Raw genomic sequence first — 22,333 nt, 5'->3', positions numbered from 1 at the left:
GGCAAATGCAAGGACAGACAGCGGCAGCGCCATGCGCAGTTTGCGATAGATCACAGCGGAATAGGCCGCGCAAAGGCCCAAGCGCATGAGGCGCGGGGTGAAGGCGCGGCTGATCCTGCCGCTGATGATGTTGCTAAACGCCTGCGTGCCGGCCTCCCATTCCGAGGTGGCGACCCGCGCGGTGATCGCCGACAGCACCCTGCCCCCGATGAAGCAGTTCGCCCAAGCCCGCCCCACGACGCCGCATGTGTCGAATGCTGCCTTGGCCGAAGATTTCCTTGATCTGTCCTTTCGGATGGAAAGTGGCCGGGTCCTGCCCGTTCTGACCCGCTTTGAGGGGCCAATCACCCTGCGGGTTTTGGGGCAGCCACCTGCGACCTTGGGGCCGGACCTTGCGCGGCTGCTGGCCCGTCTGCGCCGGGAAGCCGGGATGGAACTGCGTGAGGTCACGGGCGGAGAGGCGAGCATCACCATTCAAGCGGTGAACCGCAGCCAGATCCGGCGGCTCTTGCCGCAGGCGGCTTGTTTCGTGGTGCCGAATGTCAGCACACTGGAAGAATACCGCCGCACGAGGCGCTCCGCCGCCACCGATTGGACCCGCCTGACCGAGCGGCGCAAACTGGCGATTTTCCTACCCAATGACGTAAGCCCGCAAGAAAGCCGCGACTGCCTGCATGAGGAATTGGCCCAAGCGCTTGGGCCGCTGAACGATCTCTACCGCCTGCCGGATTCGGTCTTTAACGACGACAATGTGCATACGGTGCTGACCGGTTTCGACATGCTGGTGCTGCGCATCTACAATGACCCGGCGCTGCGCTCTGGCATGACCCGCGACGAGGTCGCCGCGCGCCTGCCGGGCATTTTGGCGCGGGTAAACCCCGGCGGCGGCACCGTTGCCCCCCGCCCCGCGCGCGCCACGCCGCAGGTCTGGAGCCGCGCCATCCAGACGGCCCTTGGCCGCGACGTGGGCCGCAACGCCCGGATGTCTGCGGCCCAAGATGCGCTGCGCATCGCCCAAACGCAGGGTTGGCAGGACAACCGCCACGCATTCTCGCATTACGCTATGGGCCGCGTCACGCAGATGACCGATCCTGCCGCCGCGCAGACACATTACCAGATGGCCGACGCACTTTATGCCCGCACCCCCGGCACCACGCTGCATCGCGCCTATGTCGCCACGCAGCGTGCGGGCTATGCAGTGACCACCGGCGACGGTGCAGGCGCGCTCGCCCTGATCGAGCCGCATCTGCCGATTGCCGAAGCCAGCGAAAACGCCGCCCTTCTGGCCACGCTCATGCTGCTCAAGGCCGAAGCGCTGGAGATCGAAGGCCGCGGCATTGAGGCGCGCCGCGTCAGGCTGGACAGCATCGGCTGGGCGCGATACGGCTTTGGCCCTGACTGGGCCGTGCGGGCCAAGCTGCGCGAAATCGCGTCCCTGAACCCGCGCAATGGATAGGCCCGCAACATAGACGGGCGATAGACAATGATAGCAATCGGATTGGCATTGATCGGCGCGATAATCGGCGGGCTAACGGCCCGCAAACGTGGCGGCAACCGCAAAGACATCGCGCAATATGCAACGGGCTACGGCTTTGCCTTCCTGATCGTCGGCATGATCGCCACGGTCCTTCTGGACCGCGCGCTGAGCCTCTGATGTTTCTGCCATTCTTCGATCAACTCCGCCGCCACGGTGTCCCGGTCTCGCTGCGCGAGTTTCTGGCCTTTCTCGAAGGCATGAAGGCGGGGCTGGCCACCTATGACGTTGAGGCGTTTTACTACCTCGCCCGCGTGTCGATGGTGAAGGACGAGCGCAACATCGACAAGTTCGACCGCGCCTTTGCAGCGGCCTTTAAGGGGCTTGAGAACATCAGCCTTGATGACGTGCTCGAGGCCGTGGACCTGCCCGAAGACTGGCTGCGCAAAATGGCCGAAAAGCATCTTACGCCCGAGGAAAAGGCCGAGATCGAAGCCGCGGGCGGTTTCGACAAGCTGATGGAGACGCTGAAAAAGCGACTCGAGGAGCAAAAGGGACGGCATCAGGGCGGCTCGAAATGGGTCGGCACGGCGGGCACCTCGCCTTTCGGTGCATACGGCTACAACCCCGAGGGCGTGCGCATCGGCCAGAAGGAAAGCCGCCACCAGCGCGCGGTCAAGGTTTGGGACAAGCGCGAGTTCCGCAATCTGGATGACAACGTCGAGATCGGCACCCGCAACATCAAACTGGCGCTTAAACGTCTGCGCCGTTGGGCGCGCGACGGGGCGGCAGAGGAGTTCGACCTGAACGGCACCATCCGCGCCACGGCAGAGCATGGCTATCTCGATGTGAAAACCCGGCCAGAGCGGCGTAATGCCGTGAAAGTGCTTCTGTTTCTCGACATCGGCGGCTCTATGGATCCGCATGTGAAGGTCGTCGAAGAACTGTTCAGCGCCGCGCGGGGCGAGTTCAAACATCTTGAGCATTTCTATTTCCACAACTGCCTTTACGAAGGTGTCTGGCGCGACAACCGCCGCCGTTGGGATGCGCAGATCCCCACCCATGAGGTGCTGCGCAGTTACGGCTCTGATTATAAATGTATCTTCGTGGGCGACGCCTCCATGTCGCCCTATGAGATCGCCTATCCCGGCGGCGCGAATGAGCATTGGAACGCGGAAAGCGGGGCCACATGGCTCGCCCGTGCGCGGGATCAATGGCCGAACCACCTGTGGATCAACCCGGTGCCGGAACGGCAGTGGGGCTACACCCAGTCGATCGCGATGATCCAAGAGATTTTCGGCCCCGAGGCCATGGTGCCGATGACCCTCGAAGGGCTGAGCCGGGGCATTAAGACCATGACGCGATCTTGAACGCTCGGCCTTGAAACCTTTCCGCCCTGCGCCAGTTGAGGGGACGAACGCAAGCGCAGTGAAAGGATATTCCAATGGCTTCGATCGTAAAAACCGGCAGCGCAAAATGGGAAGGCTCGCTCAAAGAGGGCAAGGGCCATGTCTCAACCCAAAGCGGTGTGCTGTCTGACCAGCCCTATGGCTTCAACACCCGTTTCGAAGGCAAGGAAGGCACCAACCCAGAAGAGCTGATCGGTGCGGCCCATGCGTCTTGTTTCTCCATGGCGTTGTCGATGATCCTTGGGCAAAGCGACCTGACGCCCGACAGCATCGAGACCAAGGCAGAAGTGCATCTAGAAGAGAAAGACGGCGGCTTCCACGTGCCCAAAGTGCATCTGACGGTCGAGGCCAGCATCCCCGGCGCGAGCCAAGAGGACTTCGACAAAGCCGCGAAGACCGCCAAAGAGAACTGCCCGATCTCCAAGCTGCTGACCGCCGAGATCACGATGGACGCAAAACTCGTCTGATCGCATGACATGAAACCGGGGGCGCGGCCTTGTGCCGCTTGCCCCCGGCCCTCGGCCTGCCCATATTGCGGGCATGATCCGCTTTCTCCCCATCCTGCTGGCCATCCTTTACGCGCTGGCCATGTATCGTTTCTCCGCTTGGCGCACGGCGCGCGAGCTGGACGCGAAATCAACCCCCTTGGTGGACCCCAAACTCAACGACATGAGCGCCAAGATGGCAAAGGCGTTGGACCTGCCGCGCATAAAGGTGCATCTTTATGAGATCGAACCGGTCAACGGGCTGGCAGCCCCCGATGGGCGCATTTTCATCACCCGCGGGTTTTACAACAAGTTTCGCCAAGGTGCGGTAACAGCTGAGGAATTGGCGAGCGTCATCGCGCATGAGTTGGGCCATGTGGCGCTTGGCCATTCGCGGCGGCGGATGATTGATTTCTCGGGCCAAAACGCCCTGCGCACGGCGCTGGCGATGGTGCTTGGGCGGATCATTCCCGGGATCGGTGTGCTGATCGCAAACGGGCTGACCAGCCTGCTGGCTGCCCGCCTCTCACGCGGGGATGAGTATGAGGCAGACGCCTATGCCGCCGCCCTGCTGACCAAAGCGGGCATCGGCATCGGCCCGCAGATTTCCCTGTTCGAGAAGTTGGACGCGCTCAGCCAAAACGGCGCTGGACGCCCGCCCGCGTGGCTGCTGAGCCACCCCAAGACCGAGGAACGTGTCGCCGAACTGCGCAAGCTGCAACTGCGGTGGGAGGGCTAGGCCAGAGCCTTTGCCAGCCGCGGCAGCCGTGCCTTTTTCAGCAGGGCGCGCATCTCCCATTGCTCGCCCGACAGCCGCCGCGCCTCTTGCAAGACGGCGTCGGCCACGGGGGCGACCAATTCCGGTGTCGCTTGCCAAATCCCATGCAGATAGCTGTCAGGATCGGCCCGGCTCAGCCCCTCTTCGGCGAGGATTTGGCGGGGGAAATCCTTGGCGTTCAGCGTCAGGATCATGTCGGCGCTGCTGGCCACGGCGACGGCCAGAACATGAATGTCATTCGCATCCGGCAACCAAAGCCGCGCCTGTAGGCTGGGGGAGGCCGCGCGTTCGGCCCCCGGCCAGTTGCCGCGCAGCAGTGCGATCTCGGCCCGCGCTTGTGCTTCGCCCGTGGGCCCAAGCTTGATCGCTGCACGGGCCCATTCTTCTAAGATACGCGCCGACCAGACCGGCTCGAACGCGCCCCTTGCTGCCACACCCAACACCATTTCGCGCATCACCGTGGGGTAGAGCACGCAGGTGTCGATCAGCACACGGGGGCGCGTTTTCATCACAGCCGGAAAAACAGCGATTTGAGGTAACCGCTTTCCGCAAGCTGCGGCAATTGCGGGTGGTCCGCCCCGGCGAAACCGGTGTGCAGCAGCATGGCGCGGCGTCCGGCCCGACCGATGCCGCGGACGGAGGCGGTGCGGAATTGGTTCAGATCAGCGGCATGTGAGCAGGAGCAGAGCCCCAGAATGCCATTCTCTGCCACCAGCTGCGCCGAGAGCCGCGCGACGCGTTCATAGGCACGAAGCCCTGCGTCGACCGCTTGGCGCGAGGGGGCAAAGGCGGGCGGGTCGCAGATCACCACGTCGAAAGTCTCGCCCTCGTCCCGCAGGGCGGTGAGCACGTCGAAAGCATCGCCTTGGCGGGTGGCGAAACGGTCTTGCATGCCCATCGCCGTGGCCCCGGCCTCGGCCAGTTCCAGCGCGGGGGCGGAGCCGTCCACCGCCAGCGCCGAGTATGCGCCGCCCGCAAGTGCCGCAAGGGAGAAGCCGCCGACGTGAGAGAAGACATCGAGCACCCGCGCGCCATTTCGCGCAAGATTGGCGGCAAAGGCGTGGTTCGGGCGCTGGTCATAGAACAGGCCGGTTTTCTGCCCGCCGGTGAGGTCGGCCATATAGGTCGCGCCATTCATCGGCACCGGCAGCGGCCCCTCGGGCGTTTCGCCCGCCAACGTGGAAGAGGCATCGTCTAGCCCTTCGAGCTTGCGGGTCCGGCCTGAGGCGTTTTTGAGTACGTTGTGCACGCCCGTCACCGATTGCAGCGCGGCGACGAGCGGCTCAATCAGCGCATCGGCCCAAGCGGCATTGGGTTGGATCACGCAGGTATCGCCGAAACGGTCGATGATGACACCCGGCAGGCCATCGGCCTCGGCATGGATCAGGCGGTAATAGGGTTGATCGTAAAGCTGGCTGCGCAGTTGAAGGGCGCGATTGAGGCGCGCTTCGAACCAAGCCTGATCGATCTGCGTCTCGGCGTCTTGGTCGATCATCCGGGCGATGATCTTGGAATTCGGATTGACCGCGACCAGCCCCATGGGCTTGCGCTCGGCATCCTCCAACAGCGCCAGCGTACCGGGGGCGAGCCCGCGCGTGCGGCGGTCGGTGACCAGTTCATTTGCATAGACCCAAGGAAAGCCGTGGCGGATGGCGCGGGCATTGGCCTTGGGCAATAGGCGCACCACGGGACGTGTGGCAGGCTGCGGGGCGGAGGGGGTTTGGGGCGTTGTCATAGCGCCCCTCGTACTGCGTTCGCGCGGCTGGGGAAAGAGGTTTCGCAAGCCCCGATCGGCGGTCAGTTGCGCGCCCTGCCCCGCCACCCGCCCCGGCGGCGCGGGGTGGTCAGCGTCGTCTGCCCCTCGCGCAGCACTTGGGTCATCGGGTGATCGGCGGCGGCGCGGTGACGTTCCAGCAATCGGGTCATGGCGGCGGCGCTGTCCTGCCCTTCGGGCAAGCTCAGGGCCCAATCAAGGAAGATGCTGCGGCATTCGGCGGGGCCGATCCCCTCCATGCGGTAGGATTCGCGGATCAGGCCCTTGGGGTCGTCGGGATCGCTCATGCGCCCTCCCGCCCCGGCATTGGCAGCGCTGCGTTGATGATCTGCGCGGCGCTGTTGTAGTCGGTCTGCATCTTGCGTTCCAAGGCAGAGAGGTCGTCACATTCCAGCACCCGGCAGAGGAAACTCGCCCCCGCCTGCCCCATCGCCCCCGCCTCAATCGGATTGGCCGAGAGCAGCCGCGCGGCGCAGTTCAGGGTCCAAGCGTCGGTATAGGCGGCGGAGAGGGTCGCCTCCCCATCGGTGTCGATCACCCCTTCGTCGCGCGCGGCGGCAAGGCCCGCGTCGATCTCACGCGCGCCAGTGCCGCCGATGAGCGCCCCCGCCTGCGCGAAGAGTTCGATATCCTGCAACCGGCCCGCGCCGGTCTTGGCGTCGAGCGCGCCTGCGGGGCTGCGGGCGGCGGCGATGCGGCGGCGCATATCGGCCACCTCCCCCAGCACCTTGTCACGCGGGGCGGCGCGGCTGAGGATGTCTTTGCACAGCGCGTTAACATCGCGGCCCAGATCCTCTGCCCCCGCGATCACCCGGGCGCGGGTGAGGGCCAGATGCTCCCACACCCATGCTTGTTCTTTCTGATAGCTCTCGAAACTGGCAAGGCTGGTCGCCACCGGCCCCTGATTGCCCGAAGGGCGCAGGCGCATATCGATGTCGTAGAGCTTGCCTTGGGCCATCGGCGCGGTCATCGCGGTGATCATCGCTTGGGTCAGCCGCGCGTAATAGCTGCGCGTGGCGAGGGGTTTGGGGCCATCGGAACTCTCCACCCCATCCGCGTCATAGATCACCAGCATATCAAGGTCCGAGGTCGGCGTGAGCCGCCCGGCCCCGAGCGAACCCATGCCAAGGATCACCGCCCCGCGCCCCGGCGGCGGGCCATGGCGGGTGGCGAATTGATCGACGACCACGGGCCAAAGCGCCTGCAAAACGGCTTGGGCAAGCTCGGCATACTGCCGCCCGGCGGTGGCCGCGTCGATCAGCCCGCGCAGCAGATGCACGCCGATCCGAAAATGCCATTCGTGCGCCCAACGGCGGGTGCCGTCAAGGCGCAACTCATAGTCCGCCTCCCCCGCCAGATGCTGCGCCAGCATCTCGGTCAGCTTGGTCTGCCCCGGCCAGTCCGAGAAGAAATCGCCGCCGATCACCGCGTCGAAAACGCCGGAGTTGCGCGACAGATGCGTGGCAAGCGCGGGCGATGTGGCGACGATATCCACCAAGAGATCGCCCAGTTGCGGATTGGCCCGCAAAAGCGAGAAGAGCTGCACCCCGGCGGGCAATCCCGCGAGAAAACCGTCAAAGGCCAAAAGCCCCTCATCCGGTTTCGCAGATTGCGCCAGACGGTCGAGCAGCAGTGGCTTCAGCCGCCCGAAAATATCCGCCCCCCGCTCCGAGCGCAGCGCGGGATAGCTGGGCCAACGGTCCAGCACCGAGGTGTCGAATTGATGCGCCGGGCGGGCGGCTTCGGGCTCTTCCCTCGTGGCGGCGAAAAAGCTTTCGATCAGGTCGTGCACGGCTTGAAGTCGGCTATGAAGATCGGCCTGCAAGTCATTGACATCCATGTCCATCATGGCGGCCAGACGTTCAAAATCGGCATCATTGCGGGGCAGCGTGTGGGTCTGCGCGTCCTGCACCATTTGCAAGCGGTGCTCTACCGTGCGGTGTGCGCGGTAATGATCGCCAAGCGTTTCGGCGACCTCTTTGGGCACCCAGTTCTTCTCGGCCAGCACCTGCAACCCTGCCAGCGTCCCACGGGGCCGCAGCTCCGCATCCCGGCCCCCGGCGATGAGCTGCCGGGTCTGGGTGAAAAACTCGATCTCGCGGATGCCGCCCCGGCCCAGTTTCATGTCATGGCCCGGCAGGGTGATCGGGCCGCCCAAGCCCTTGTGCTCACGGATCGCCAGCCGCATGTCGTGAGCGTCTTGGATGGCAGCGAAATCCAAATGGCGGCGCCAGACGAAGGGGCGCAGGGATTGCAAAAACGCCTCGCCTGCCGCGATGTCGCCCACTGCCGGACGGGCCTTGATATAGGCCGCGCGCTCCCATGTGCGGCCAAGGCTTTCGTAGTAGCGTTCTGCCGCCTCCATCGCGATGCAGACGGGGGTGACCGCCGGGTCGGGGCGCAGGCGTAGGTCCGTGCGGAAGACATAGCCTTGGGCAGTGTTTTCGCTCAGCGTGGCAGACATGGCGCGCGTGGCTTTGATGAAGGCGCTGCGGGCGGCGTGGAAATCATCCGGCGCGAAACGGCTTTCGTCGAAAAGGCAGATCAGGTCGATGTCGGAGGAATAGTTCAGCTCCCCCGCGCCCATCTTGCCCATGGCAAAGACGACCATGCCGGCGCAATCGGAAAGATCGTCCATCGTCATGCCCGGCAGCTTGCCGCGTTTGATCTGTGCCGCCAGCCCCGCCCGCAGGGCCGCGCCGCAGGCGGCATCGGCGTATTCCGTCAGCGCACCGGTCACCTCCTCCAGCGACCATGCCCCGCCCAGATCGGCCAGCGCGGTCAGCAGCGCCATACGCCGCTTGCCCTGCCGCAGCCCATCGGCAAGCCGGTCGGGGGCCAGTTCCGCCGCTGCCGCGCAATTCTCGGCCAGAGCGCCTTCGGGGTTTGCCACCGCCGCGCTCAGCCAGCCCGCCTCTTTCTCCAAAAGCGCCATCAGATAGGGCGCGGTCGAGGCCGCAGCCGAGATCATTTCGCGCAACTCCGGCGCGAGATCGGGCAGCAGGGCCGCCGCATCCTGCGCGCGTTCGCGGTGATAGACACGGGGGGAGCGGGTGATCCGGGCGGCGAGAGATGGGTCTGTCATGGGGCCAGCTTTGCGGGCTGATCCAAGCGGCGTCAATGGGGGTTGCGGCAGGGCGCGGGCTTGCTACGACTTTGGCGCGCGCCCTGAGGGGGCGCGATGCGACAAGGGGCAGAGAATGAGCAAGAGTTTGAAACGGGTCCGCGCCACGCTGGAGGCCGCGGGGGTGACGCCGGAAATCCGCGAGACGGCTTTGGCGCGGACGGCGGTGGATGCGGCCACGGCGCTTGATTGCGCCGTTGACCAGATCGCGAGATCAATCGTTCTGCGCGGCGAAGACAGCGGGGCGGCGCTGCTCTTCATCACCGCGGGCGCGCAGCAGGTCGATCTCGAACAGGCCGCAGCGCTGGCCGGAGAGCCTTTGGGTAAGGCCGATGCCGCGCTGATCCGCGCGCAGATTGGCTTTGCCATCGGCGGTGTCGCGCCTTTGGGGCATATTACACCGCCGCGCGCTTGGTTTGACCGCAACCTGCTGCAATTCCCGCTGGTCTGGGCCGCTGCGGGCACGCCGCATCACGTTTTCTGTCTTGAACCGCAGAGAATGGCGCAGCTTTCGGGTGCGCAAGTCGCTGATTTCACTGTCGCTTCCTAAATAATGTAAAAAACATTCACATAGCCCCTTGCGAAACGGGTTCGGCGTTCCGATCTATTCAATGTGAAAGACATTCACATTATCCGAAACGCCCGGGCCGGCGACAGGCCCGTCACGACCGAAAGGCTCAACAATGACGACAGTGACCACCGACCCGACCTACTCCCCCCGCCCCAGCTGGCTGGCCCGGACGGAAGCTTGGATGGACGCACGCGGCAAAGGCGCATGGATCGCCGCCATGGTGCTCGGCTTCATCTTCTTTTGGCCCCTCGGCCTCGCCCTTCTTGCCTATATGACTTGGAGCAAACGCATGTTCTCTTCGAAATCCTGCAGCCGCAAATCCAGCCGCGCGATGATGTCGCGCAGCACCGGCAACCGCGCCTTTGACGCCTATAAGGCCGACACGCTGCGCCGTTTGGAGGAAGAGCAGCACAACTTCGAAGCCTTCCTTGAGCGTCTGCGCGAGGCCAAGGACAAGGCCGAGTTCGACCAGTTCATGGACGAACGCGCCAAGCGGGACGAGACGGCCACAAACGCCTAATCGCACCCTGACCCCCGCCCCCCGGCATCCCGCCCGGGGGGCCTTTCGCAGGACAAGACATGACCCAGACCCCAGACCCCGACCTACACCCGCAATTCTATGACGGCATCGCTGGCAAACGGCTGCTGGCTTGGGTCATCGATGTGACCCTTGTCCTGCTCTTTTGCGTGCTGATCTTGCCGTTCACGGCCTTTACGGGGCTGTTCTTTTTCCCCTTCCTGACGCTGGTGGTGGGCTTTGCCTACCGGGTGGCCACGCTGACCAGCGGCTCGGCCACATGGGGGATGCGCCTGATGGCGATGGAGCTGCGCGACCACCGCGACCGGCCCTTTGATTTCATGACCGCGCTTTTGCATACCATCGGCTATTCGCTGTCGATGACGGTCACCATCATTCAGGTCGTCTCGGCCGTTCTCATCTGCACCACGGCCCGCCGTCAAAGCCTTACGGACATGGCGCTTGGCACCGTGCCGGTGAACCGGCGGCTCAGCCGCTAGGGGCGCAGGCAAATTTGCCCTTGGCGGAGCGGGGGGTGGTTGATAGCATCCCCCGATAAATGTTGGAAGCCCATGCGACATACACTGCCTTTGACACCGCAATTCTATGTCACAGCGCCGCAACCCTGCCCCTATCTGGAGGGCCGGATGGAGCGCAAGCTGTTCACCGCCCTTCAGGGCGATAATGCCGCACGTCTGAATGACAGTCTGTCGAGCCAAGGTTTCCGCCGCTCGCAAAATGTTCTGTACCGCCCCTCCTGTGCCGATTGCGCCGCTTGTCTTTCCGCGCGGATCGACGTGGCCGCTTTCCGCCCCAGCAAAAGCCAGCGCCGCATCCTGAAGCGCAACGCGAGGCTGGAACGCCGCGCGACATCGCCTTGGGCCACGGAAGAGCAATATGACCTTTTCCGCAGCTATCTCGACAGCCGCCATGCGGATGGGGGCATGGCGGATATGGACGTGTTCGAATTCGCTGCGATGATCGAGGAAACGCCGATCCGCAGCCGGGTCATCGAATATACCGACCCCGAGGCCGACAATACCCTCGTCGGTGTCTGCCTGACCGATGTGCTGGGCGACGGGGTGAGCATGGTCTATTCCTTCTACACCCCCGACCGGCCCCGCAACGGGCTGGGCAATTACATTATCCTCGACCATATCGAAATCGCCCGCGCGGCGGGGCTGCCTTATGTCTATCTGGGCTATTGGGTGCCCGGCAGCCAGAAGATGGGATATAAGGCCAAATTCTCGGGGCTAGAGGTCTATATGGGGGGCCAGTGGCAAAAGATGCGCGATCCTGAGGGTTTCGTGCCCGACCAGCATCCGCTCAGCAACGATCCCATCGCCGAACAGGTGGCCAATATCACCCTGCCGGATGTCAGCCCGCGCTGAGGAAACCTATTGATTTGGCACTATTACCGGGCGGCCCCTTGGGCGGCCCGTTTTGCTTTGTGCGATACCGCGCCGGAAATGCAGGAAAGTACGCCATGCCGATCAAATCTTTCCAAAAATAACGCATATGAGGCGTGCTGCGAAATAAACCTACAAATAATCCCGCCCGACGCACAAGATTTTCGCCATTTCGCTGTTGACGCCCCTCTTTCCCCCTCCTAATCTCACGCCACGCTTAGAGGACCCTTAAGATGACCGACCTAGTCATTATTGTAAGACACACGCGCATGGGCCGGTAACGGTAGACCATAATCCTTCCCATGCGCCCCCGTCAGACCGGGGGTTTTTTTATGCCAATCGCAATAACCTGCCTTACGGAGCACCCAAGATGAAACGCCAGATGACCGGAGCGAAAATGATCGTCCAAGCCCTGATTGACCAGGGTGTGGACACCGTCTTTGGATATCCCGGTGGCGCGGTGCTACCGATCTACGACGAGGTCTTTCAGCAGAATTCGATCAAACACGTTCTGGTGCGCCATGAGCAAGGGGCGGTGCACGCCGCCGAAGGCTATGCCCGCTCCACTGGCAAACCGGGCGTTGTGCTGGTGACCTCCGGCCCCGGTGCCACGAATGCGGTCACGGGCCTCACGGATGCGCTGCTCGACTCCATTCCGCTGGTGGTGCTGACCGGTCAGGTGCCGACCTTCATGATCGGCTCCGACGCCTTTCAAGAGGCCGACACCGTGGGCATCACCCGCCCCTGCACCAAGCACAACTGGCTGGTGAAAGAGACCGATACCCTTGGCGCCACTCTGCACGAAGCCTTCCATGTCGCCACCCATGGCCGCCCCGGCCCGGTGCTGATCGACATCCCCAAGGACGTGCAATTCGCCACCGCCCACTACGAGTCCCCCAAACCCTCGACCTCGCGCTATCAGCCTCAGGTCAAGGGCGACATGGCCGAGATCACCGAACTGGTCGCGGCGATGGAGACGGCGAAGCGTCCGATTTTCTACACCGGCGGCGGCGTCATCAACTCCGGCCCGGCGGCGAGCCAGTTGCTGCGCGAATTGGTTGATGCCACCGGCTTTCCCATCACCTCGACCCTGATGGGCCTCGGCGCCTACCCGGCGTCGGGTGAGAAATGGCTTGGGATGCTCGGGATGCATGGGCTCTACGAAGCCAATATGGCGATGCATGACTGCGACCTGATGATCAACATCGGCGCGCGGTTCGACGACCGGATCACCGGTGTTATTGACAGTTTCAGCCCAAAATCCACCAAGGCCCATATCGACATCGACCCATCGTCGATCAACAAGGTGATCCGCATCGACATTCCGATCGTCGGCGATGTGGCCCATGTGCTCGAAGATCTACTGAAGGTCTGGAAGTCGCGCGGCCGCAAGACCAATAGCGAGGCGGTGGCGAAATGGTGGCAGCAGATTGAAGAGTGGCGCAGCATCGACTGCCTCAAGTTCAACCAATCCGGCAAGGTGATCAAACCCCAGCACGCGCTGGCGCGGCTCGAAGCGCTGACCAAGGATCACGACCGCTATATCACCACCGAAGTAGGCCAACACCAGATGTGGGCCGCGCAATACCTCGGCTTTGAAGAGCCGAACCGCTGGATGACCTCGGGCGGCCTTGGCACCATGGGCTATGGTTTCCCCGCCTCCATCGGCGTGCAGATGGCCCACCCCGAGGCGCTGGTGATCAACGTGGCAGGCGAAGCCTCGTGGCTGATGAACATGCAAGAGATGGGCACGGCGATGCAATTTGGCCTGCCGGTAAAACAGTTCATCCTCAACAACGAGCGGCTCGGCATGGTGCGCCAGTGGCAGGAACTGCTGCATGGTGAGCGCTATTCGCAAAGCTGGTCCGAAGCCCTGCCCGATTTCGTCAAACTGGCCGAAGCCTTTGGCGCCAAGGGGATCATCTGCTCGGACCCCGATGACCTTGATGATGCGATCATGGAGATGATCAACCACGACGGGCCAGTGATCTTTGACTGTCTGGTCGAGAAGCATGAGAACTGCTTCCCGATGATCCCAAGCGGCAAGGCGCATAACGAAATGCTGTTGCCGGGCGATCATGAGACCCAAGGTGTGATCGACGCAAAAGGCTCGGTATTGGTGTAACCCGTTTTCTTTAAAAGAAAACGTCCCGGAAATTTTTGAAGTTTCCGGCGAAGACGAAGAAGGACGAAGACATGGCTGCCCTAAAAATCAAAAAAGGTGCGACCTCGCATTCCGCCTATAACCTACGGCCCAACTTCTCGGATGTGGTTGAAAAACACACGCTGGCCGTGCTGGTCGAGAACGAGCCCGGCGCGCTGGCGCGGGTGATCGGCCTGTTCTCGGGCCGGGGGTATAACATCGACAGCCTGACCGTGGCCGAGGTGGACCACACCGGGCATCTGTCGCGCATCACCATCGTCACCAGCGGCACGCCGCAGGTGATCGAGCAGATCAAGGCGCAGGTTGGTCGCATCGTGCCGGTGCATGAGGTGCATGACCTCACCGTCGAAGGACCGAGCGTGGAACGGGAACTGGCGATTTTCAAAGTCGTCGGCAAGGGCGAACATCGGGTCGAAGCGCTGCGGCTGGCGGATATCTTCCGCGCCAATGTGGTCGACAGCACGCTCGAAAGCTTTGTTTTCGAGATCACCGGCGCGCCGGACAAAATCGACGCTTTCGCCGAGTTGATGCGCCCGTTGGGGCTGGCCGATGTCGCCCGCACCGGCGTGGCCGCCCTCGCCCGTGGTGTCTGACACGCGGGGCGTTTAGGCTTTCAGTTGGGCCGCGCGGAATTGGCGCGGTCCGGGCTTGGCGGTAAAGGGTATGATCTGAGCGCCTTGCTGGCGCTTTCCCTCTGCCTCCGGCTCTGCCGCCACGGGGTTATCTTGCCGCAGCGCCTCGGGCAGATGCGAAGCCGCTTTCTCCTGCACCAGCCGGGGGTTGCCCGCGATACGCAGCTTGCGATGCACTGAGACGTCGAACTGCACCATATCGCCCGTGTCAAACCCCGCCCCCTGCCCGACACGGATCGCCGGCTCTTCGTAATAGGCAAGATCGCCTTGATCTTCGCACCAGAAAACCGCTTTTCCGGCGCTATTATCGCTCCACAGAACTACACCAATCATAGTACACCCCGCTTTCGATGTTTGCTCTCCATTCTGCGACAATCGAAAGGGGTGCAACATAGGTTATAATGCAACGCCCGCTTGCATTTTGTGTCGGTTCCAGTAGGGTCAGCTACAAATCAGCGTCAGCTTTGACGCGCCTTCGCGTCAGTCTGTTAACCATCTGGCCATAACGGCTTTTATTCTAAGGCCGCGACGCAAATCAGAACGAGGCTGCATGTCCGCTCCCAACCGCTCCCCCTCTGAACTTCGTAGCATGTTCGGCGCCAATCTGCGCCAGTTGGCAGCGGATTACCCCTCGATCTCTGACCTTGCCCGGCAGCTTGGCATCAATCGCACGCAATTCAACCGCTACCTCTCGGGCGAAAGCTTCCCCCGGCCCGATGTGCTGGCCCGGATCTGCCGCTTTTTCGAGATCGACGCGCGGGTGCTGCTAGAGCCCGTGACCGAGATTTCCCTGAACCAAGATCCGATCAACAACAGCTTCTTGCGCGACTTTTTGGGCACCGGGGTTCAAAATGTGCCCGAGGGGGATTTCCCAAGCGGTTTTTACCGTTTCGCGCGGCGGTCTTTTCTGGATCAGGACAGGTTCGTGACCGGCGTGGTTTTTATCACGCGCCATGGCAGCAGCACCTTCCTCCGCGGCTATGAGAGCGCGCCTTCGCTGCGTGCACAAGAGCTGCCGACTAACCCGATGGCGCGGGAATATCGCGGCATCGTCTCACGGCAGGAGAATGGGGTTTCCATCGTCGTTTCGCGGCGTCGCACGCTGACCGGGTCGTTCAACTATCTCAACCGCGTCGCCTCTTTCGAGAATAACTTTTGGGTGGGCTACGTCACCCGGACCGCCCCCGAAAGCGCCGCAGGCACGCGGGTGACCCGGCTGACCTATGAGTATATCGGCAGAGACCCCAAAACCGTGCTGCCCGCCGCGCGGCAGGCGGGGTTCACCGACATCGACGCGCTGATGCCCTACCACCGCCGCCTGCTTCAGCCTGATGCGCCCTTTAACTGAGCCCCGCTAGAGCTGGGGCGGCTGCGCCTGCGGATAGCCTGTCGCCTGATGCCAGCCTTGGGCCAGTTGCAGCAGCCGCGCATCGCTGCCGCGCTTGCCGATAAGTTGCAGCCCCAAGGGCAGACCGCGCGCGTCGAAACCTGCGGGGATGTTGACCACCGGCAGACCAATCAGGCTGGCGGGGACCACCACCTGCATCCAACGGTGATAGGTGTCCATCGGCTGGCCGTCGATCTCAGTCGGGTGCACCTGTTCGACTGCAAAGGGCCAGACCTGCGCCGAGGGCAGCACCAGCACATCGACTTCCTCAAGGAGAGCATCCGCCGCGCGGAACCAATCAGATCGGATGCTACTGGCGCGCTGGATGTCAGAGGCCGAGAACCCCTGCCCCCGTGCGACCTCCCATTGCGCGGCGGGTTTCAGCCCCTCGCGCCGAGCGGGGTCGTCATAGAGCGCCCCGAGGGAGGCCGCCACGGCAAAGGACCGCAGGGTGATCCAGCTTTCCCACATGGCCTCCGCATCAAAGGGTGCCGCCAAGGGCGTGACCGTATGGCCGAGGTCGGCCAAGCGCTTCAGCGCCGCCTCGCTATGGTCGATGATCCCCGGCGCGCAGGGGAAGGCACCGCACCAGTCACCCAGCCAGCCGATCCGCTGGGGGGTCAGCGCCGCGTCGATCTGCGGTGCTGCATCGGGGGTGGTGCGGGTCAGCGGTTCGCGCGGATCATAGCCTGTCATCACGTCCAGCAGGGCGGCAAGGTCGCGCGGGCTGCGCGCCATCGGGCCCAAGGTCGAAAGCTGGTGCAGAAACAGATCGCCGTCATTGCCCGAAGGCACCGTGCCCCAGCTGGGCCGCATGCCGTAGACGTTGTTCCACCCCGCCGGATTGCGCAGGGAGCCCATCATGTCGGACCCATCGGCCACGGCCAGCATCCGCGCCGCCAGCGCCGCCGCCGCCCCGCCAGAGGAGCCGCCAGCCGAGCGGCCGAGGTCATAGGGGTTGCAGGTCGCCCCATGCACCGGGTTGAAGGTATGGCTGCCGAGGCCAAATTCCGGGGTGTTGGTCTTGCCGATCACAATGGCCCCGGCGGCCCGTAGACGGGCCACCGCCGGGTGATCCCGCGTGGCCGGGGCCGCGCCGAACAGCGGCGAGCCCTGCGAGGTGGGCAGCCCTTCCGCATCTGCCAAATCCTTGATCGCCATGGGAATGCCGTGCAGCCAGCCCCTGCGCGGGGCCGCGTCGGCGGCCTCAGACTCGGCCAGCAAAGCGTCGCGGTCGCGGAGGGAGACGACCGCATTCACCCTGCCGTTCACCGCCTCGATCCGGTCCAAGGTCGCCTGCATCAACTCGACCGCGGAAATCTTTCGCGCGGCCAGCGCCTCGGACAGTTCTGAGGCGTCCCAATTTAGCAATTCCATCATGTCCCCCTATTGATCACTGTCATTCCATGAAGGGGACAGCATGGGCTCAGTCGCCCTGCGCCTCGGCCCGGCTTTTGCCCGAGACTGCCAACGCCAACGTCGCCCCCATCAACCCGTCGAGATCGCCGTCGAGCACGCCTTTGGTGTCCGAGGTCTCGTAATTGGTGCGCAAGTCTTTGACCATCTGGTAGGGCTGCAGAACGTAGGAGCGGATCTGGTTGCCCCAGCCCGCGTCGCCTGCATTCTCATGCGCCTCGTTCACCAGCGCCGAGCGCTTGTCCAACTCCATCTGATAGAGCCGCGATTTCAGTGCTTTCATGGCGATGTCGCGGTTCTGGTGCTGCGACTTCTCCGAAGAGGTCACGACAATGCCCGTGGGGTGGTGGGTGATCCGCACCGCCGAGTCGGTGGTGTTGACGTGCTGACCGCCCGCGCCGGAGGACCGGTAGGTATCGATGCGGATATCGGAGGGGTTCACCTCGATCTCGATATTGTCGTCGACCACCGGGTAAACCTTCACGGAGGTGAAAGAAGTGTGCCGTTTGGCTGCCGAATCGAAGGGCGAGATGCGCACCAGACGATGCACGCCGCTCTCGGACTTCAGCCAGCCATAGGCGTTATGGCCTTCGATCTTATAGGTCGCGGATTTGATGCCCGCCTCGTCACCGGGGCTTTCGGCCTGAAGATCGACCTTATAGCCCTTCTTCTCGGCCCAGCGGACATACATCCGCGCCAGCATGCTGGCCCAATCGCAGCTTTCCGTGCCGCCTGCGCCTGCATTGATCTCAAGGAAGGTGTCGTTGCTGTCGGCCTCACCATTCAGCAGCGCTTCGAGTTCTTTCTGCGCGGCCTTTTCGGCCAGCGCCTTCAGCGCCGCCTCGGCGTCAGAGATGACCTCTTCGTCCTCTTCCATCTCGCCCAGTTCGATCAGTTCGAGATTGTCGGCCAACTCCTGTTTGATGCCCTCATAGGTGTCGATGGCATCGACCAGCGACTGACGCTCGCGCATCAGCTTTTGCGCCGCATCGGGGTTGTCCCAAAGGTTCGGGTCTTCGACACGGGCGTTGAATTCTTCCAGCCGGTAGGGCGCGGTCTCCACATCCAGTCGCTGGGCCAGCAATTCCAGCGATTTGCTGATCTGGTCCGCGGTATTCTGTGCCTCTGCGCGCATGTGTGCCTGCCTTTGATAAGTAATGCGGCCCCGAAAACCGGAGCCGCACGAGAGATAGACCAGCCCGCCAGCGGCGGCAAGTGGGGGGCGGCAAAGCGCAGCTTTGCCCCGCCCCCTTTGGCCTGATTAGTAAAGACCGCCCGAGCTCAGCGTGCCAAAGCTCGCCTTGGGGCCGACGGTGGCTTTCTTGCCGGTCGATGTGGTGACCTCACGCGAGGAGGAGCCACCCAATTCTTCGACCAGCGGCAGGTCCGCCCCCATGGCAAAGCCGCCATCGAAAGAGATGCCAAAGAGCGGCTCTTCGCCATCGCGGAAACATTCCGACACGACATTGGCGCCGGTGGCGCTGTCGCTCAGCCGCGCGCCGGTGAAACGGTCGATCTTGATAAAGCGGCACTGGTCGGGGACTGCGAAGTCACCGCCGCCGTATTTCTTGATCGCTTGGCTCATAAAGCGTTGGAACACGGGCGCGCAGAGCCGCCCGCCCCCCGCGCCCCGGCCCATCGGGCGCGGGGTGTCGAAACCGATGTAGCAGCCCGCCACCACGTTGGAGGAGAAGCCCACGAACCACGCGTCTTTCTCATCATTGGTGGTGCCTGTCTTGCCCGCGATCGGCACCGGCAGGTTCACCGCATTGCGCGCCGTGCCGCGCTCAACCACGCCGCGCATCATGGAGGTCAACTGATAGGCGGTCACCGGGTCCATCACCCGCTCGCGGTTGGAAATGATCCGCGGCGCTTCACCGGGGGCGAGGTTGATCTGCTCACAGTCGTAGCATTTGCGCTCATCATGTTTGTAGACGGTGCGGCCATAACGGTCTTGCACCCGGTCGACCAAAGTGGGCTGCACCCGCTCACCGCCATTGGCGAACATCGCATAGGCCGAAACCATTTGATAAAGCGTGGTTTCCTGACTGCCGAGCGCGTTCGACAGCAAGGGCGCGAGGTCGTCGTAAACGCCGAAACGCTCCGCATAGCTGCCGACCACATCCATGCCGACCTCTTGCGCCAGACGGATGGTCATCAGGTTGCGCGACTGTTCGATGCCCGTACGCAGGGGCGTCGGCCCGTAAAATTTATGCGAAGCGTTCTGCGGCCGCCAAACGCCCTGCGGCGTGTTGATCTCAATGGGCGCGTCGACCACGATGGTCGCGGGGCTATAGCCGCTGTCGAGCGCGGAGGCATAGACAAAGGGCTTGAAGCTCGACCCCGGCTGGCGCTTGGCCTGTGTGGCCCGGTTGAACACGCTCGCCTGATAGGAAAAGCCGCCCTGCATCGCGATCACGCGGCCCGTGTGCACGTCCATCGCGACGAAACCGCCCTGCACTTCCGGCACCTGCCGCAATGTCCAGCGGATGAAAGAGCCGTCGCTGTCCGAGGTCATGCGGCGGACCAAGACGACCTGACCCACCTCAAGCAGGTCGCCAGCCACCTGAGCCTTGCGCCCGAGAGAGCCGTCATCCAGCCGTTTGCGCGCCCATTGCACGTCTTTGGCCGGGATCCAGTGGCCGTCTTCGTCATCCTCGACGCCTTCGATGCCGATGCGGGCGTCATTGCTGCCGACCTCAAGCACCACCGCCGGATACCACTGGTTCTCCAGATCGATGTCGCGCGGCACCCGCAGGTCCGCCAGCGCAGCGCGCCATTCCTCTTCGCTGTCCAATTGATCGGCGGGGATCTCAAAACGCGTCCCGCGCCAGATGCCCCGCCCGCGGTCATATTGCTCCAGCTGACGGCGCAGAGCGTTGGCCGCGATAGGCTGCATCTCGTTGTCGATGGTCGCGCGCACGGTCAGACCGCCGGTAAAGAATTCCCCCTCCCCGAAATCCTCGCTCAACTGGCGGCGAATTTCGTCGGTGAAGTAATCCCGCGGCGGCAGTTCGGCCTTGAAGCTCTCGAAATCACCGTTCTGGACCGAGCGCAGCGGCTGCGCCACTTCGGTTTCATAGACCGCTTCCGAGATATAGCCGTTCTCTTTCATCTCGCGCAGCACGAAGTTCCGCCGCGCCAGCAGCCGGTCCTTGCGACGCACCGGGTGGTAATCCGAGGGCGCCTTGGGCAGCGAGGCGAGGAAGGCCGCCTCATGCGGGGCCAGCTCGCTCAAGGTCTTGTTGAAATACGTCTGGCTCGCCGCCGCCACGCCATAGGAGTTCTGGCCGAGGAAAATCTCGTTCAGATAGAGCTCGAGGATTTTCTCTTTGCTCAAGGTCTCCTCAAGGCGCGAAGCAAGGATGATCTCCTTGATCTTGCGCTCGGCCCGGCGGTCGCCCGACAAAAGGAAGTTCTTCATCACCTGCTGGGTGATCGTCGAGGCCCCGCGCACGTCGCGCCCGCGCGATTTGACCGCATCCACCGCCGCCGCACCGATGCCGCGCAGGTCATAGCCTTCGTGGGTGTAGAAGTTCTTGTCCTCTGCCGAGATAAAGGCCTGTTTCACCAGATCCGGGATGGTATTGGCCGGGGCGAAAAGACGGCGTTCCTTGGCGAATTCGTCGATCAAACGGCCTTGGCCCGAGTAAATCCGGCTGATCGTCGGCGGCGTGTATTGCGCCAACGACTCATGGCTGGGCAAATCCCGACCATACATCCAGAACACAGCCCCGATGGTCAAAGCCACCATGCCGACGCTCAGGGTCAGGGTGGTAAAGATCCCCCCGAAAAAAGACAGAACAAATCGAAACACGCGCGCGGACCACCATTGGCTAGGGACAGTTCCGAGCCTATACAGGATGCGCTGGCGCGGGTCAAAACACATGGCCGCCAGCGGGGGCGAATCTTCGCCCATCGCCACAGCGGCCACATCTTTTCATTTTACTTTCTGATCAAAGGCTTGAGCGCCGCATCCTGATCACGCCACGTCACGATCGCATCCGCCATCGCGCTCACCATCGACGCGCGCCACACCGGATCACGCAGATTGGTCAGATCGCGCTTGGAACTCAGGAACCCCACTTCGACCAAAACCGAAGGAATATCGGCAGACTTCAAGACCGAAAAACCCGCCCGCCGCAGGGGCCGGTTGTTCAACGGCCCGCCCGCCGCGCCCATGCCATCGACCAGAATCTCGGCCAGCGCATCTGAGCGCGGCTCGGTCTCTTGCCGGGCAAGGTCCAGCAGGATGCCCGCCACCTGATCATCCGAACCGGTTAAATCCGCCCCCGCGATGATGTCCGACCGGTCATGCCGCGCCGCGAGATGTTCGGTCGCCACATCGCTGGCATCATCGGAAAGGGTATAGACCGTCGCCCCGCTGGCCCCGCCCTGCGACAGGCTGTCGGCATGGAGCGAGATGAAAAGGTCCGCTTCGGCCTGATGGGCGATGGCGACCCGGTGCTCTAAGGCGACGAAAATATCCTCATCCCGGGTCAGCAAGACATCCACGCCCTTGCGCCGCAGCGCATCGCGCAGGTCGCGGGCGAAGTTGAGCATCAGGTCTTTCTCGTCCAACCCCTCGCGCTGCGCACCCGGGTCGATGCCGCCGTGGCCGGGGTCCAGAACGACGGTGAAACTGTCCTTGTCTGCCACCTCAGGTTTCGGCGACGCGGTGAGCGCGGTGGTCCAATCGGGGTCCACCGGCGCGCCTGCGGCCTCGGCAAAGATCGCAGGCTCGACCGTCTCCAAGGTAATCTCAAGCCGCGCCTTGCCGCTGCTTGCGTCCACCGGCATGCCAATCTCAGCGGGAACCATCGGCTCGGCCAAATCCGCCACCAGACGCGACCATCCGGGCTGAAACGCGCCAAACCGCAGGGCCGAGATACGGCCCGGTTTTTCCAACAGATCTCCCCGGGCGACATTTGACCAATCCGCCTCGCGGAAATCGACGATCAGGCGGGCGGGATCATCCAGCAGAAAAACCCGAAAAGGCACGCCCTGGCTCAGCGCCACGGTCAAATCGGTCTTGCCGAACCAGCGATCACTCACCGCGCTCTCAACCGGATCGACCCGCGCCAGCGCCGTCAACTCCTGCGCCGCGACGGTGACCGGCCCCGCGCAGGCCAACAAGACTGCCAGTCCCCTAAAGATTGCCCGCATGATCGATCACCCTGCCCGTTTTCGCCC

Annotated in this window: 21 protein-coding genes; 12 read left to right on the top strand and 9 right to left on the bottom strand. The window is 63.3% G+C overall.

The features are described 5' to 3' along the window. Nucleotides 1-85 precede the first annotated feature (85 nt). The 5 genes from J7392_RS13790 (at nucleotide 86) to J7392_RS13770 (ending at nucleotide 4,107) form a co-directional block, all read left to right on the top strand. Nucleotides 86-1,456: a DUF2927 domain-containing protein gene (locus J7392_RS13790; RefSeq protein ID WP_209218099.1), complete on the top strand. Its 1,371-nt coding sequence runs from the start codon at nucleotides 86-88 to the stop codon at nucleotides 1,454-1,456. Between the two features lie 27 nt (nucleotides 1,457-1,483). Beyond that, nucleotides 1,484-1,654, top strand: a complete 171-nt coding sequence (locus J7392_RS13785) for an apolipoprotein acyltransferase (RefSeq protein ID WP_209218098.1) — start codon at nucleotides 1,484-1,486, stop codon at nucleotides 1,652-1,654. Continuing rightward, nucleotides 1,654-2,844 carry a VWA domain-containing protein gene (locus J7392_RS13780; protein WP_209218096.1) on the top strand — a complete coding sequence of 397 codons (1,191 nt, stop codon included), beginning with the start codon at nucleotides 1,654-1,656 and terminating at the stop codon, nucleotides 2,842-2,844. Before J7392_RS13785 ends, J7392_RS13780 begins: the two co-directional genes overlap by 1 nt. Nucleotides 2,845-2,918: 74 nt before the next feature. Continuing rightward, nucleotides 2,919-3,350 carry an OsmC family protein gene (locus J7392_RS13775; protein ID WP_067630331.1) on the top strand — a complete coding sequence of 144 codons (432 nt, stop codon included), beginning with the start codon at nucleotides 2,919-2,921 and terminating at the stop codon, nucleotides 3,348-3,350. 73 nt (nucleotides 3,351-3,423) lie between these two features. Next, nucleotides 3,424-4,107, top strand: coding sequence for a M48 family metalloprotease (locus tag J7392_RS13770; RefSeq protein ID WP_209218094.1), 684 nt, complete (start codon nucleotides 3,424-3,426; stop codon nucleotides 4,105-4,107). On the opposite strand, the gene J7392_RS13765 is transcribed toward J7392_RS13770, so the two are convergent. The 4 genes from J7392_RS13765 to J7392_RS13750 all read right to left on the bottom strand — a co-directional run bounded on the left by J7392_RS13765 (nucleotide 4,104) and on the right by J7392_RS13750 (nucleotide 9,005). Next, on the bottom strand, nucleotides 4,104-4,655 hold the full coding sequence (locus tag J7392_RS13765; protein ID WP_209218093.1) for a PIN domain-containing protein: 552 nt from the start codon (nucleotides 4,653-4,655) through the stop codon (nucleotides 4,104-4,106). The two genes, J7392_RS13770 and J7392_RS13765, sit on opposite strands and share 4 nt — an antisense overlap. Next, nucleotides 4,655-5,881 carry a class I SAM-dependent rRNA methyltransferase gene (locus tag J7392_RS13760; RefSeq protein WP_209218091.1) on the bottom strand — a complete coding sequence of 409 codons (1,227 nt, stop codon included), beginning with the start codon at nucleotides 5,879-5,881 and terminating at the stop codon, nucleotides 4,655-4,657. The genes J7392_RS13765 and J7392_RS13760 overlap by 1 nt, the downstream gene beginning before the upstream one ends. Nucleotides 5,882-5,943: 62 nt before the next feature. After that, nucleotides 5,944-6,207 (bottom strand): hypothetical protein, encoded by a 264-nt coding sequence (locus J7392_RS13755; RefSeq protein ID WP_209218089.1) that lies wholly within the window; start codon nucleotides 6,205-6,207, stop codon nucleotides 5,944-5,946. Continuing rightward, nucleotides 6,204-9,005, bottom strand: coding sequence for a glutamine-synthetase adenylyltransferase (locus J7392_RS13750; RefSeq protein WP_209218088.1), 2,802 nt, complete (start codon nucleotides 9,003-9,005; stop codon nucleotides 6,204-6,206). Before J7392_RS13750 ends, J7392_RS13755 begins: the two co-directional genes overlap by 4 nt. 115 nt (nucleotides 9,006-9,120) lie before the next feature. Between J7392_RS13750 and J7392_RS13745 the strand changes: the two genes are divergently transcribed. The 6 genes from J7392_RS13745 to ilvN all read left to right on the top strand — a co-directional run bounded on the left by J7392_RS13745 (nucleotide 9,121) and on the right by ilvN (nucleotide 14,298). Then, entirely contained in the window at nucleotides 9,121-9,594 is a 474-nt protein-coding gene (locus J7392_RS13745; RefSeq protein ID WP_209218086.1) for a YbaK/EbsC family protein, read from the top strand. Between the two features lie 133 nt (nucleotides 9,595-9,727). Then, nucleotides 9,728-10,135, top strand: coding sequence for a DUF2852 domain-containing protein (locus J7392_RS13740; RefSeq protein ID WP_209218085.1), 408 nt, complete (start codon nucleotides 9,728-9,730; stop codon nucleotides 10,133-10,135). A 59-nt stretch (nucleotides 10,136-10,194) separates the two neighbouring features. Continuing rightward, entirely contained in the window at nucleotides 10,195-10,632 is a 438-nt protein-coding gene (locus tag J7392_RS13735) for an RDD family protein (RefSeq protein ID WP_067268666.1), read from the top strand. Nucleotides 10,633-10,704: 72 nt separating this feature from the next. After that, nucleotides 10,705-11,523, top strand: a complete 819-nt coding sequence (locus J7392_RS13730) for an arginyltransferase (RefSeq protein WP_209218084.1) — start codon at nucleotides 10,705-10,707, stop codon at nucleotides 11,521-11,523. A 388-nt stretch (nucleotides 11,524-11,911) separates the two neighbouring features. Then, nucleotides 11,912-13,666 carry an acetolactate synthase 3 large subunit gene (locus tag J7392_RS13725; protein ID WP_209218082.1) on the top strand — a complete coding sequence of 585 codons (1,755 nt, stop codon included), beginning with the start codon at nucleotides 11,912-11,914 and terminating at the stop codon, nucleotides 13,664-13,666. Between the two features lie 71 nt (nucleotides 13,667-13,737). Beyond that, nucleotides 13,738-14,298 (top strand): acetolactate synthase small subunit, encoded by a 561-nt coding sequence (gene ilvN, locus J7392_RS13720; protein ID WP_067268661.1) that lies wholly within the window; start codon nucleotides 13,738-13,740, stop codon nucleotides 14,296-14,298. Between the two features lie 12 nt (nucleotides 14,299-14,310). On the opposite strand, the gene J7392_RS13715 is transcribed toward ilvN, so the two are convergent. Then, entirely contained in the window at nucleotides 14,311-14,670 is a 360-nt protein-coding gene (locus tag J7392_RS13715) for a hypothetical protein (RefSeq protein WP_209218080.1), read from the bottom strand. Nucleotides 14,671-14,887: 217 nt separating this feature from the next. Here J7392_RS13715 and J7392_RS13710 point away from each other — a divergent pair, with 217 nt between their 5' ends. Then, nucleotides 14,888-15,685, top strand: coding sequence for a helix-turn-helix transcriptional regulator (locus J7392_RS13710; RefSeq protein ID WP_209218078.1), 798 nt, complete (start codon nucleotides 14,888-14,890; stop codon nucleotides 15,683-15,685). 6 nt (nucleotides 15,686-15,691) lie between these two features. Here J7392_RS13710 and J7392_RS13705 read toward each other — a convergent pair whose 3' ends face one another. From J7392_RS13705 to J7392_RS13690, 4 genes are all read right to left on the bottom strand, one after another. Continuing rightward, entirely contained in the window at nucleotides 15,692-17,101 is a 1,410-nt protein-coding gene (locus tag J7392_RS13705; RefSeq protein WP_209218076.1) for an amidase, read from the bottom strand. Between the two features lie 49 nt (nucleotides 17,102-17,150). Next, nucleotides 17,151-18,275, bottom strand: a complete 1,125-nt coding sequence (prfB, locus tag J7392_RS13700) for a peptide chain release factor 2 (RefSeq protein ID WP_067268656.1) — start codon at nucleotides 18,273-18,275, stop codon at nucleotides 17,151-17,153. A gap of 126 nt (nucleotides 18,276-18,401) precedes the next feature. Then, nucleotides 18,402-20,957 carry a penicillin-binding protein 1A gene (locus J7392_RS13695; RefSeq protein WP_209218074.1) on the bottom strand — a complete coding sequence of 852 codons (2,556 nt, stop codon included), beginning with the start codon at nucleotides 20,955-20,957 and terminating at the stop codon, nucleotides 18,402-18,404. A 128-nt stretch (nucleotides 20,958-21,085) separates the two neighbouring features. Then, nucleotides 21,086-22,306: an N-acetylmuramoyl-L-alanine amidase gene (locus J7392_RS13690; RefSeq protein WP_209218073.1), complete on the bottom strand. Its 1,221-nt coding sequence runs from the start codon at nucleotides 22,304-22,306 to the stop codon at nucleotides 21,086-21,088. Between the last annotated feature and the right edge of the window lie 27 nt (nucleotides 22,307-22,333).

It is taken from the genome of Sulfitobacter sp. R18_1, from assembly GCF_017743915.1.
Classification (GTDB): domain Bacteria; phylum Pseudomonadota; class Alphaproteobacteria; order Rhodobacterales; family Rhodobacteraceae; genus Sulfitobacter; species Sulfitobacter faviae.
This window is presented reverse-complemented; position numbering and strand designations above follow the sequence as displayed.

Excerpts from the sequence above, each read along its gene's own strand:
- J7392_RS13790 (WP_209218099.1), top strand. The coding sequence starts at position 86 with ATGAGGCGCGGGGTGAAGGCGCGGCTGATCCTGCCGCTGATGATGTTG.
- J7392_RS13785 (WP_209218098.1), top strand. The coding sequence starts at position 1,484 with ATGATAGCAATCGGATTGGCATTGATCGGCGCGATAATCGGCGGGCTA.
- J7392_RS13780 (WP_209218096.1), top strand. The coding sequence starts at position 1,654 with ATGTTTCTGCCATTCTTCGATCAACTCCGCCGCCACGGTGTCCCGGTC.
- J7392_RS13775 (WP_067630331.1), top strand. The coding sequence starts at position 2,919 with ATGGCTTCGATCGTAAAAACCGGCAGCGCAAAATGGGAAGGCTCGCTC.
- J7392_RS13770 (WP_209218094.1), top strand. The coding sequence starts at position 3,424 with ATGATCCGCTTTCTCCCCATCCTGCTGGCCATCCTTTACGCGCTGGCC.
- J7392_RS13765 (WP_209218093.1), bottom strand. The coding sequence starts at position 4,655 with ATGAAAACGCGCCCCCGTGTGCTGATCGACACCTGCGTGCTCTACCCC.
- J7392_RS13760 (WP_209218091.1), bottom strand. The coding sequence starts at position 5,881 with ATGACAACGCCCCAAACCCCCTCCGCCCCGCAGCCTGCCACACGTCCC.
- J7392_RS13755 (WP_209218089.1), bottom strand. The coding sequence starts at position 6,207 with ATGAGCGATCCCGACGACCCCAAGGGCCTGATCCGCGAATCCTACCGC.
- J7392_RS13750 (WP_209218088.1), bottom strand. The coding sequence starts at position 9,005 with ATGACAGACCCATCTCTCGCCGCCCGGATCACCCGCTCCCCCCGTGTC.
- J7392_RS13745 (WP_209218086.1), top strand. The coding sequence starts at position 9,121 with ATGAGCAAGAGTTTGAAACGGGTCCGCGCCACGCTGGAGGCCGCGGGG.
- J7392_RS13740 (WP_209218085.1), top strand. The coding sequence starts at position 9,728 with ATGACGACAGTGACCACCGACCCGACCTACTCCCCCCGCCCCAGCTGG.
- J7392_RS13735 (WP_067268666.1), top strand. The coding sequence starts at position 10,195 with ATGACCCAGACCCCAGACCCCGACCTACACCCGCAATTCTATGACGGC.
- J7392_RS13730 (WP_209218084.1), top strand. The coding sequence starts at position 10,705 with ATGCGACATACACTGCCTTTGACACCGCAATTCTATGTCACAGCGCCG.
- J7392_RS13725 (WP_209218082.1), top strand. The coding sequence starts at position 11,912 with ATGAAACGCCAGATGACCGGAGCGAAAATGATCGTCCAAGCCCTGATT.
- ilvN (WP_067268661.1), top strand. The coding sequence starts at position 13,738 with ATGGCTGCCCTAAAAATCAAAAAAGGTGCGACCTCGCATTCCGCCTAT.
- J7392_RS13715 (WP_209218080.1), bottom strand. The coding sequence starts at position 14,670 with ATGATTGGTGTAGTTCTGTGGAGCGATAATAGCGCCGGAAAAGCGGTT.
- J7392_RS13710 (WP_209218078.1), top strand. The coding sequence starts at position 14,888 with ATGTCCGCTCCCAACCGCTCCCCCTCTGAACTTCGTAGCATGTTCGGC.
- J7392_RS13705 (WP_209218076.1), bottom strand. The coding sequence starts at position 17,101 with ATGGAATTGCTAAATTGGGACGCCTCAGAACTGTCCGAGGCGCTGGCC.
- prfB (WP_067268656.1), bottom strand. The coding sequence starts at position 18,275 with ATGCGCGCAGAGGCACAGAATACCGCGGACCAGATCAGCAAATCGCTG.
- J7392_RS13690 (WP_209218073.1), bottom strand. The coding sequence starts at position 22,306 with ATGCGGGCAATCTTTAGGGGACTGGCAGTCTTGTTGGCCTGCGCGGGG.